9 protein-coding genes and 1 tRNA gene are annotated in these 11448 nt (G+C 52.2%); 7 read left to right on the top strand and 3 right to left on the bottom strand.

The window, feature by feature from the left end:
* Positions 1-74: 74 nt before the first annotated feature.
* The 3 genes from NEA10_RS06655 to NEA10_RS06645 all read left to right on the top strand — a co-directional run bounded on the left by NEA10_RS06655 (position 75) and on the right by NEA10_RS06645 (position 3685).
* A tRNA-Arg gene (locus tag NEA10_RS06655) sits at positions 75-148 on the top strand.
* A 92-nt stretch (positions 149-240) separates the two neighbouring features.
* Positions 241-3006, top strand: coding sequence for an S-layer homology domain-containing protein (locus tag NEA10_RS06650; RefSeq protein WP_252664552.1), 2766 nt, complete (start codon positions 241-243; stop codon positions 3004-3006).
* Between the two features lie 82 nt (positions 3007-3088).
* Positions 3089-3685, top strand: coding sequence for a hypothetical protein (locus NEA10_RS06645; RefSeq protein ID WP_252664551.1), 597 nt, complete (start codon positions 3089-3091; stop codon positions 3683-3685).
* Positions 3686-3772: 87 nt separating this feature from the next.
* Here NEA10_RS06645 and NEA10_RS06640 read toward each other — a convergent pair whose 3' ends face one another.
* Entirely contained in the window at positions 3773-4333 is a 561-nt protein-coding gene (locus tag NEA10_RS06640) for a zinc ribbon domain-containing protein (RefSeq protein ID WP_252664550.1), read from the bottom strand.
* 194 nt (positions 4334-4527) lie between these two features.
* On the opposite strand from NEA10_RS06640, the gene acsF reads away from it, so the two are divergent.
* Positions 4528-5604 (top strand): magnesium-protoporphyrin IX monomethyl ester (oxidative) cyclase, encoded by a 1077-nt coding sequence (gene acsF / locus NEA10_RS06635; protein WP_252664549.1) that lies wholly within the window; start codon positions 4528-4530, stop codon positions 5602-5604.
* Positions 5605-5653: 49 nt separating this feature from the next.
* Here acsF and NEA10_RS06630 read toward each other — a convergent pair whose 3' ends face one another.
* Positions 5654-6160 (bottom strand): hypothetical protein, encoded by a 507-nt coding sequence (locus NEA10_RS06630; RefSeq protein ID WP_252664548.1) that lies wholly within the window; start codon positions 6158-6160, stop codon positions 5654-5656.
* Between the two features lie 184 nt (positions 6161-6344).
* On the opposite strand from NEA10_RS06630, the gene NEA10_RS06625 reads away from it, so the two are divergent.
* Positions 6345-7286, top strand: coding sequence for a M28 family peptidase (locus NEA10_RS06625; protein ID WP_309494749.1), 942 nt, complete (start codon positions 6345-6347; stop codon positions 7284-7286).
* Between the two features lie 14 nt (positions 7287-7300).
* On the opposite strand, the gene NEA10_RS06620 is transcribed toward NEA10_RS06625, so the two are convergent.
* Positions 7301-8863 (bottom strand): WD40 repeat domain-containing protein, encoded by a 1563-nt coding sequence (locus NEA10_RS06620; protein WP_252664547.1) that lies wholly within the window; start codon positions 8861-8863, stop codon positions 7301-7303.
* Positions 8864-9049: 186 nt separating this feature from the next.
* Here NEA10_RS06620 and NEA10_RS06615 point away from each other — a divergent pair, with 186 nt between their 5' ends.
* A complete protein-coding gene (locus tag NEA10_RS06615) occupies positions 9050-10198 on the top strand; it encodes a DUF2135 domain-containing protein (RefSeq protein WP_252664546.1) in 1149 nt (382 codons plus the stop codon).
* Between the two features lie 532 nt (positions 10199-10730).
* Complete coding sequence (locus tag NEA10_RS06610; protein WP_252664545.1) at positions 10731-11339, top strand: transglutaminase-like domain-containing protein; 609 nt, start codon at positions 10731-10733, stop codon at positions 11337-11339.
* Positions 11340-11448: the final 109 nt, after the last annotated feature.

Raw genomic sequence — 11448 nt, 5'->3', positions numbered from 1 at the left:
AAGCGATTGAGGGGTAAGTCCCCATGGGAACTTTTTGAGATTATTCAACGACTTGGTATCATGTCCGAGGTTTTGGGGCTGTGGCTCAGATGGATAGAGCAAGCGCCTCCTAAGCGCTAGGTCGCGGGTTCGAATCCCGCCAGTCCCGTTCAGCAGAAGAATTCAGCCTTCCCCAACTGAGCGAGCTGGGGAAAGGATTGCTATACACTGGAAGTCTCTCCCCTATTAGCGGCTCTGGTTATGGTTCGCACCTTTGATTTGATTGTTTTTGGTGATGAAGTTCCCGGTGTTTTGGCTCTGGTGACGGCGGCGCGTGAGGTTCGTCAGCGGACGGGGGCTTGGCCGCGATCGCTCCTGATGCTTAAAGGACCTGCCACAGACCCGATTGGAGGCCATCTCGTGCGGGGGAAACTTTCCTATTTGGATCGCAGTGGTATCCCCCTTGATCTGCGGCAACGTCATGGCTTAAAAACATTTGGTGACCCTCCCGCTATTTATCAAGAGTTTCTCACTCGCGCTCAGGTGGATTTGATTGCCCTAGACCCTCACCGGGGAAATCAGGCTTTGCGCGGGATGCTTGGGGAGGTGGGGGCCCTAATGACGGGACAGGTGGAGATTGCCGAGGTGTTAAAAACTGGATCTCGCATCAGTGGCTTGCGTTTGACGCGAGGTGAGACGTTTTTAGCTCAACAGTTTATTGATGCTACAGTCAATGCTGAACTGGCCCAAAAGGCGGGGGTGAAGAAGTTACAAGGCTTTGCCACCTTCGGACTTCCCGAGGCGGAGTTACCCGTTACCCTCTGTTTTGAAACGGAGGGGGTGACGGTGGCCAAGGTGCGGGAGGTGGAAAATTACTATCTTCATCATCTCCTCGATAGTCAAAGTCCCCTGGGGCAAGAATGGTTAAAACGAGCCTCTGGGGGAGATGTGGACATTGCCCAGTTTTTGCGGGCTTCCTTGACCAATGCCCAGGGGCAACCCTTACGACTCTACAGCGATCGCGATTTTATTGATGTGCGATCGCGGGCCCTGAGTATTGGTTATCATGCTCGCCGCAATAAACCCTTTTCTCTCAAGAACAGCGGCTTTCTCCTGGACAATGGCAATGTGGCGATTCTGCCGGGAAACCGTCTCTCCTGGAATTCCCTATTATGGTTCGTCACCGGCGCCGAAGCCGAAGCTCTGGCCCGCAATCAGGCTCGGCCGACAGAGGCTATTTTAGGGGAGTTTGAACAGGTGCGCCGTTGGTTTATGGAGACCTTTGGCGCCTCGGAGGTGCGGCCGGCGGCAGAACTGTATATTCGTCATGCGGGCAATATCGCCGGGGCCGTGAGTCCCCTCAGTGGCGCTCAGATGCTCGATGGCGCAGTTCCGGCAGCAGAGGCTTTAGGGACGTTTGGCTATCATTTTGATGTGCGCGGCGGTATTGAAGGTCTGGGTGAAAGGGCCCGGGCTAAGGGCTACAACAGTGTTAGTATTCAGGCTAAGCCGCTGTTTAATGTGGGGATTCGTCAGGCCCAGGTAAAAGCTGTGCCCAATTTGGCTGTGGTGAGTCCGGCTTCAGATTTTCCCGGTTATGCCTCCTCTGCGGGACGGATTGTGGAATATAACGTGGGGGTGGCACAAGGGTTGGGCATTGCGGCGGCGATCGCCTTAGATCAGGGCCGACAACTCTCGGAAATCAGCAATGCAGAGGTGCGCCAGGTGTTGGCACAACGGGGACGGCTCTCAAAAGTCTATGGGATTCGTCAGACGGATGCGGCTCAGTATTTGGCTGAGTTTGAGAGGGTCTTAGCTCCCATTCCTGGGGAACCTGAGCCCACGGGAGAATTACGGGATATTGCGGGCCATTGGGCGCAACGGTTTATTGAGGCCTTGTTTGAACGGGAGATTATTGCTGGGGTGGGCCATCGTCGCTTTATGCCCGATGAGCCGTTGACGCGGGCGGCCTTTGCGGCGATTTTAGCCAAGGCCTTCGATGTACCCGTGGTACGCGACCCTCAGGTGTTTTTGGATGTCTCGCCGGGTTTTTGGGGCTATCAGGCGATTCGTAAGGCCAATGAGATGGGGTTTATTGCAGGGTTCCCCAATGGCAGTTTTCGCCCGCAGGAGTCGGTGACTCGGACTCAGGCTTGGGTGGCGATTGTTAATGGCTTGAATTTGGCGCCTGGGGCGGATGTGGGGCTGTTGTCGTTTTATGGCGATCGCAATCAAATCCCCACGTATGCTCAGACGGCGGTGGCCCGGGCCACTCAGGCTCAGTTAGTGGCTAATTACCCCAATCGTCGCCAGTTGCAACCTCAAGCCTCGATGACGCGGGCGGAGATGGCGGTGACGGTGTATCAGGGGTTGGTGGCGTTGGGGCAACTGCCTGAGATTGAGTCTCCTTATCTGATTACGGCCGGGACGTTGGCGGCGCCTCCTTTTACGGATTTAGATGGCCATTGGACGGCGGAGTTTGTCACGGCGTTGACGGCGAAGGGCTTGATTAGTGGTTATCCGGACCAAACCTTTCGCCCTGATGCACCGCTGTCTCGGGCAGCGTTTGCGACGTTGTTGGCGAAGGCCTTTGAGCCAGAGCCGGTTCGCGAGGCGATCGCGTTTCGGGATGTGTCGCCGGGTTTTTGGGCAGCCAAGGCGATTCAGCAGGTGGCTCGGGGTGGGTTTATGTCTGGGGTTGGGGGCGATCGCTTTGCGCCCAATCTCAATCTACAACGGCTCTCGGTTTGGCTGGCGTTGGTGAATGGGCAGAATTTGGGAGAGGCGGATGTCTCGAAGTTAGAGCCGTTCGCTGACAAGGGGGAGATTCCCACGGCGGCAAAACCGGCGGTGGCCATGGCCCTGAAGCGAGGGTTACTGGTGAATTATCCTGATGGCGATCGGCTGACGCCTAATCGGGATGCGACTCGTGGGGAAGTGGCGGTAATTCTCTATCAGGCGTTACGAGATGCGGGGTTAGCGGATTTACCGGTGATTGAGTCTCCCTATCTCATTCCGTCCCCGTGAACGAATTGTTAACGAAGGTTGATTAGGAACTCGGGTTGGCCAAAATTAACGCTTTAATGGAGATAGTAATTCTCCCGAAGCTATGGATACCCATTTACATCAACCCAACCCACAGCGAGAGGCTGTGGAGAAGAAGAGCATGGATGAGATGCTTCTGACCTTAGACCATTTGTTTGAGCGGGAAGAAGCCACTGCCAAAATTGTTTTGGCAGCGCTCTATGATATGGGAGCAGAAAATATCTACTATCGCCAACTTCGCAGCCGCATACTTCGGGGTGCATTTCGACCGGTCACGAAGATTTCTAAACCTGTTTTTCTATTTTTTGGCTTGCGCTGGTTTAAGGCAAACTGTCCCTTTTTAATTGCTGATTGGCTTCGCTCCTTGGTGGAGTTTGAGAAGCAAATGAAAGCGAACGAGTCAGAGGTGATGCCCGTTGAGGCAACTTCACTATCGAATAATGGCCAACCCAGGGAAAAGGTGGTCTTTGTTGAACGAGGACATCAAGAGATCGAACGGTTATCAGGACAGGTGCAGTTACTGACTAGCACCCTATTGATTACAGTGGCGGTGATGGGAGGAATGTTAGCCTGGCTGGGGTATGAGTTACATCTCACTCGGGCTAATTTACAGCAGGAACCCGCGATGACTCAAACTCGAAGTGAGGGGGGGCGGAATTGATAGGGACATTACGTTAGAGGGTTAAGCCTGGGAGTTCTCCTAACTTAACCCATCACAGAGGCGATTGTCATGACCTGCTGACGGAAATTAACTGAGTTTGTGGCCGCAATTCCCGCAGAAGCGATCGCTCGGTTGAACCGGGGAACCACATTGACTACAAAACCGCCGCTGAGAACCAGTATTTTGCGGTGATGACCCCATTCTCATCTCCATATTGCCCATTCGCATTTCCATGGGATTATTATTCATCTCCATGTTGCCCATTTTCATAGGTTGCATGGGTTGCATCGGCTGCATGGGTTGCATGGGTTGCATGGGTTGCATGGGTTGCATGGGTTGCATCGGCTGTTGTGAGGAACCGGGAACCTGGGACACCTCTTGTAGGGGGATAGAGCTGGCGTCGGAGAGGTTAGAACTTTGTCCTTGAATCTGAATCCAGCGATCGCCCCCTTGGGCCTGAATTTTCAGAGTCACCCCCCCAGGGGTACGATACATCTCGGGGGGAGCAGTCCAGGCCCCGGTTTCAAAGCTATTACTTGACTGTTGCTGTTGTCCAGGACTGCCGCTGGCGGTGGTGACAATGGTTTGGCTCCCGGAATTGTCCAGATAAACCGTTTGGTTGTTACCCAGGTCGCATTGATAGGCCATAGTTGCTCCTTGATGTGCTGTATCTGGGAAAAATCTCGCTTGAATGAACCCACTCTTAGTCTAACGCTGCCAGGGGACGGCTCAGTGGGGTGTTTGTGTAACACCATGTAACGATTTTGCCCCCACCCCCTAGGCAAAATGCTGAAAGCCGGTATAACTTAATATAGCTATCTGGCGATTATCAGGAAAGACCTATGACAACGACTGTTCCCCAGCCTCAGATTGACGAACTCAAACCCGGCGTGAAGGTTCCCGCTAAGGAAACCATCCTGACGCCTCGCTTCTATGTGACGGACTTTGATAAGGTTGCGGCGATGGATTTATCCTTGCAAGAGGAGGAAATCGACGCCATGATTGGGGAGATGCAAGCCGACTACAATCGCTATCACTTCGTACGCGATGAGGAGTTCGAGCAATCCTGGGAGCATATCGACGAACAGACTCGTTTGGCGTTTGTGGACTTCCTAGAACGCTCTTGTACCTCTGAATTTTCAGGATTCTTGCTGTTTAAGGAACTCTCCCGCAAACTCAAGGGTCGCAATCCCCGCCTGGCAGAGATTTTCGCCTTGATGGCCCGAGATGAGGCTCGTCACGCTGGATTTTTGAACAAGGCGATGAGCGACTTCAACATTCGCCTGGATTTGGGCTATTTGACCCGCAATCGGAGTTATACCTTCTTTAAGCCCGAGTGGATTATCTACGCCGTCTATCTCTCCGAGAAAATCGGCTACTGGCGTTATATTACAATTTTCCGCCATCTGGAGCAGAATCCCGATCGCCAGTTCTATCCTCTCTTCAAACGCTTTGAGAGCTGGTGTCAGGATGAAAATCGCCACGGAGATATCTTTAAGGCTCTGTTGCGATCGCAGCCAAAAATGTGGAAATCTTGGCAAGGTCGGCTCTGGTCTCGCTTCTTCCTGTTGACGGTGTTTGCGACGCACTCTCTGACGGTCTTGGAGCGCGCTGATTTCTACCGTTCTCTGGGGTTAGACCCCTATGAGTTCGACAAAACCGTCATCCGCAACACCAACGCCAGTGCGGCGCGGGCCTTCCCGGAGGTTTTGGATGTGGAGCGTCCGGAGTTTTTCGAGCGGATGTATCGTTGTGCTGAACGCAATGAACAGTTAGCGGCGATTTCGGCCAGCAATGATTCTAAGTTGGCCAAGTTCCTGAAAAAAGCGCCTCTGCTGTTGGGGACGATGGCGGATTTAACTCGCTTGTATTTCATGCGTCCCATTGATGCAGAAGCCTTACGGGGTGAGGTGTACTAGAGCGACAAACAGAGGGTAGGGGTAATGTATGGGTTGCTCCTACCCCGAACTACGCCATAATGGCGGGAACGGCAATTCCAACGGACACCAGAAGATTGGCAGCCCAAAAAGCCAAGAGAATCCAGATGACAGCTAAGATGAGACGGGGATGAGGGTCATGATGTCGTTGTGTTAGCTGTTGATGTGCCTGCCAGAGTTGTCCAATCCGAAACAGGGAATAGAGCAGTCCAGTGGGGACAACAAGACTACGAAAGAAGAACCTTGCGACAACCTGTTCCGAAATCAGTTGACAGAAAATAACTAAAAAATAATACATAAAAAACGTTCGGATTTGGCGATCGCGCCAGCCCCAAATCAGTCCCACAAGAGGAAGGAGAACGCCAACGAGTCCCGCCAACCGTAGCCACATACGAATGAATTGCCGGTCTTGGGGACTGTAGTTTAACGTCGTTGCTAGGGGCAAGACCCCGAGTTGGATCAGTTGAGCGACCAACAGTATCAATCCCGTTGCGAGTACAATGGCGGCGATGGTGGTTTTACCCCGTAGCAGATTCATAAGCCATTACTGATGAGCGATTATCGGTCCGACTGTGGGTAAACTTAGACCATCCCTGCCAAGTCAGGAAACTCTTCTTGTCTAAGAGGTAACTGCTATGCGCTGGTTAGACTGTGGTGCCTTAGGGAGACTTCTGATACTACTGGGATGTTGCGTATTTACCCTGATCGGAGTCTATCGAACCATGATTATGATGCCAGGTCAGAGCTATCGGGGAGAACTCCCTCCCCTGACCTTGAGCCAGCAGACCCTCGCTCAGCAATTGCGAGTTGATGTAGAACGCATTGCGATCGCCCCCCACCACTATCTAGCTTACTCGGAGTTGGTGGCGATCGCCGACTACCTAGAAGACCAACTGACCGATGTGGCACAACAGCGAGGGGAGGTTGAACGTCAAGACTACCCAATTAGCGGTCAAACCTTCAGCAACGTGATTTTAGAACTCCCCGGTCAACAGCAGGCTGAGGAAATCATCGTGATTGGCGCTCACTATGACTCTGTGGATGCTCCTGGAGGAGTGCCGGGAGCCAACGATAACGGCTCAGGAGTCGCCGCTGTCCTAGCCTTGGCCCGTCACTTTGCCGAGCATCTTCAGTCACGAACCCTACGCTTTGTCGCCTTTACCAACGAGGAACCCCCTTTTTTCCAGACCGAGAACATGGGAAGTTTGGTGTATGCGCGACGCTGTCGAGAGCGAGGGGAGAAGGTGGTGGGGATGTTGAGTTTAGAGACAATGGGCTATTTTGACGACGCGCCAGGAAGTCAGACCTATCCTTTGGGATTGTTAGACCAAATTTATCCCATTCAAGGTAATTTCATTAGTTTTGTGGGCAATCTGGATTCAGCGAAGTTCGTGCGTCAAGTAGTGCGTCACTTCCGCCAGTCGATATCCTTCCCGTCAGAAGGGGCAATTCTTCCCGGTGCCGTCCCAGGGGCCGGTTGGTCAGACCATTGGGCGTTTTGGCAGCAAGGGTATCCCGCCTTAATGGTCACCGATACCGCCCCCTTTCGCTATCCCTACTACCACACCCCAGACGATACGGTAGACAAGGTTGACTTTGACCGGTTAGCTCGGGTTGTGGAGGGGTTGGCCTCTGTCATTGGTCATTTGGGAGCTGGGGATTGAGGTGGTGTTGGCGTTTAAGTGCATAACTCGGTTGTCCATTCATCCTCAGGGGTGGGTCCTCGCCGACATTGTTGTTGACGGCCGGCCCAGACCAGTTCCCAGGTAACGCCATCTTCTTGCAAGTCGAACTCTAAGCGATAGCGTACTGCGCCAACAGCATCATCGGGGAGGGAGTCGAGGGTGAGGATGGCTTCGGCCCGGTTGGTGTCGGGCATATTCAGGGTTAGGGTTTCTTCCTCAATACCCACCCTCTCCGTGAGGCCAAAGTTCTCTTGCGTGAAGCGTTCGATGTCTCGGGTGGTGCGTTCGCTCGGGAGTTCTTCTAGGCTGGTATATTGGTCGCGATCGCCATCAGCACTGTCATGAGTGGGTTCCGTCGCCGCTCCCGCCTGCCAGAGACGGACAATGGGACTCGGGAACGTGGGTGGCTGACCGGCCCAAGCCAGGGTTTTACCATCGGGACTCAAGGCAATGGCGGAGGCTCCCCCTTGCTGACGGGTGAGAATGGAATGGTTGACGGGGTTACCTTGTTTATCCATCAACAGCGGTTCACCAAACTCACCCGCTAAGAGAGTTCCATCAGCACTGAGACTGACCGGAAAACGGCCAAAGGACTCATGTTCATAGCGCCGTTCCCCCTGTTGCCAATCCCAAATCGCCACTTGTCCCGGAGAGCCTCCAGAGCCGTCATTCGCCGAAATTGGCGGGGTTTGGGTCACCAGATAGCGACCATCGGGGGTAAACTGAAGGTTCGTGATGTCATGGGAGTTTCCCTGGAGCGATCGCAACGGCTCAGCCGAGTCTCCCCCAACATCCCACAACTGCACCTGGGTACTCTCCTGAGACCCATCGGGTAAGTTCATCTCGACCGTCGCCAAAGTTTGCCCATCGGGACTCAGGGCGATGGTTTCAAGCAGTCCCACATCCATCGATGTCTCTAAAGACCCAGTTTCCACAGACCACTGTTGCAATTCCCCAGCACAGGCTGCCCAAAGTTGGCTGCCATCGGGGGTAAAGGCCACATCTTGACAGCCCGAATTTCCTCCCAGAGTTTGTTGAGCCTCGCCGCTGGTGAGATCCCAGAGAATCAAGGAATCTTCGCTGGTTAATCGTCCTTGACTGCGGCTAGTTGTCGCCAGAGTTTGACCATCGGGACTCATGACCATAGCTGTGGGGGGAACCGTTGCCATTGGGGAGTCTCCCGCTGACCGATGGCCTTCCAGACGATGTAACACCTGCCCTGACGCCACATCCCAAACCTTGAGGGCATCATAACTGGCAATGGCCAACGTTTGACCATCGGGGCTAAATACTAGCTTTGTCGGAGACTCATCATGACCCTCTAAGACATGAGTGATATCAGCCATGGCCCAATCAACGGAGGTCGCCTCTGGGGAGTCATCGGCCACCTCATCGGGGTTTTGGGCCAGGTCTGAATCCGGTTCCGGGACTGGACTCGTCTCTGTTGTGGGGTCGGAGTCGTCCGTCGGTAGCTCGGCCGCACAGCCGACGATTCCCCCTAAGGCGACGGCCAGACTGAGGCTGAGCAGAAGTCGGGAGGTTCGGCGATGAAGCATAGGTGATTTCAGGGTCGCATCAGTATAAACACCAGTCCCGAGAGGGCAATTTCCGGAAACTGAGGCGGCTCAACGAGGTCTTAGTCCATTTCAAGGCAAGTTTTTGCGAAAAAGTGAATAAGCTCGGAGGCTCCAGAAATATCAAGGTATAGACTAAACTCCTTTCTCTTGGAGAACTTTGTTACCATGTCGAATCCTAATGAAACCTTAATTACCCAATTATTTCCGGTAGGAGAGAATCCTAATGTCATTTTAGGCAGTCAAGACGATGATAGCCTTGTCGGTTCAGATGAGGATGATGCGATTTTTGGCTTGGATGGCGATGATGTTTTAATTGCCAATGCTGGCAATAACATCCTTGTGGGAGGTCGTGGGTCGGATACCCTTTATGGTGGACCGGGAGATGATACCCTCGTCGGCGGGAGTGGGGGAATTGGTGAGCCATCAGCCCCCGAAGACCGAGATGTGATTGTTGCTGGAGGGGGCAATAATCTCATTTTTGGGAATGCGGGAAATGACACCATTTATGGGGGGTCTGGCAATGACACCATTTATGGGGGACGGGGGGATGATGTTTTATTTGGCGGTGAGGGAGATGATGTTCTGTTTGGCGATCGCGGTGAAAACACGTTAACAGGGGGTGGAGGGGCGAATATTTTTGTCATCCAGCCGGTTAACTATTTTTGGACTGATATCCCTCTAGAAGAGCGTCGCGCGGATGTGATTACCGATTTTCAGCCGGGAGTGGACATTATTGAAATTGCTGTCCCCAGTTCCCGGATTGTAGAGAATACAGACCTAGACGCCGACCCGAGTTTTTCAAGGGAGCGGTTGCGGATTGAACAGGGAACGGGAGACGAGGCTGGGAATGCTCTGGTTTTTGATGATATAACCGGACAAATGCTCGTGCGTTTTCCTGATAATTCAGCGGAATTTATCAATCTCAGCGATTTTCGGATTTTAGGAGTCGGGGATGTTCAGGTCACTCTACGTTGGCAGTCGGTGGATGACCTCGACTTAGCCGTGACCGATCCCTTCGGCGATCGGGTATTCTTCGGGAATCGCTCAGTTCCTTCTGGGGGTCGTTTAGATGTAGATGCTAATGCGGCTTGTCGGAATCTAACACCCCGCCCGGCTGAGAACATTTTTTGGTTGGATCAATCGGCTCCACCTGGAGACTATACGGCACAGGTGAATTTGTGGAGTCGTTGCCAGTCAACAACGGGACCCATTCCCTTTGAGTTGTCTATTGCCACCAGTGAGGGCATTCGTTCTTTCTCGGGTGCCGTAGATGGAGCCAATCCCACCTTGGAAGTTCCCTTTTCTGTGCTCTAGTTACTGATTGTTTTCTCTGAGTTTTTAGGTGAACTCGGGGGGCGATCGCCAGTGCCAGAACTCTATTACGTCGGGAGTATCCGTGATAGTTCTGAATCCTGAAACTGAGGACAGTTTTGATGTTGCGTTTGCAACGTCTGAGGACGATAATGGGCTTAAGCCGCTTGTATTTTAGGCGTCACCTTGATGTGAACGTCTCACGAGGTGGGGTGAAATTCCTACAAAATTAGGTTCTGGGAGAGCGATTAGGAAAGAGGGTCTTCTGGATCTAGGGTGGGATTTGTTGCATGGGATACCAAATTGTAGGGGCGAAAAATTTTTCGCCCCTACTGCAAGGGATGTAATCTGCCATAAATTTTACTTATCACCTTGAACCCAGAAGACCCAGGAAAGATTGCTCATCGCTCTCCCCATTGTGAAAGTACCCGGCCCGAATCTCCCATCCCTTGGCCGGGTATCCAGGAGGATACACCCCAACCTTTTTTCTAAGTTAGAATCTTAGGATTGGCTTGTAGAATTTGTAGCGATTGACATGAAAGACTATTTAAAAAATACTGAAATTATTGATTATCAACATCCGGAAATCATCAAATATGCCAAACAAATTGAGTCAGGTCATCAAACACCAATAGCCATTGCCAAAGCCTGCTTTGAGTGGGTCCGAGATGAAATTTATCACAGCGTTGATTACCAAATGAACCCTGTAACCTGTCGGGCATCTGACGTCCTAAAATACAGGACAGGTTACTGCTTTTCTAAGAGCCATTTATTAGCGGCATTGCTACGGTCAAACCGAATCCCAGCGGGATTTTGTTATCAACGGTTGAGTCTTGATGACAAAGGCGCACCGTATAGTTTGCATGGTTTTAATGCAGTTTACTTGCCAGAAACTGGCTGGTATCGAGTTGATGCGAGAGGCAACAAGGAAGGAATAAATCCACAATTTACACCACCTCAAGAACAGTTGGCTTATACCACTAATTTGCCAGAAGAAGCCGATTTTCAAACCATCCTGCCTGAGCCGCTTCAGATTGTCGTAGAAGCACTGCAAGCAAGAGAAACATGGGATAGTATGCTTTGCAATCTTCCAGATATTGCGTTAGAGTCCGCAAATAATTACGGTCTTATGATAGATAAATAATGCCTTATTTCGGGTAACCCGACGAAATTGTTGCAGGTCATATTTCTCGTCCTAGGAAGCGTTAGGGGTAGGTTCTCTCTCTAAATTTTCTATCAATAAAACGTCAACT

Source organism: Phormidium yuhuli AB48 (assembly GCF_023983615.1).
Lineage (GTDB): Bacteria > Cyanobacteriota > Cyanobacteriia > Cyanobacteriales > Geitlerinemataceae > Sodalinema > Sodalinema yuhuli.
The sequence above is the reverse complement of the archived record's forward strand: the minus strand, read 5'-3'. Positions and strand labels throughout refer to the sequence as shown.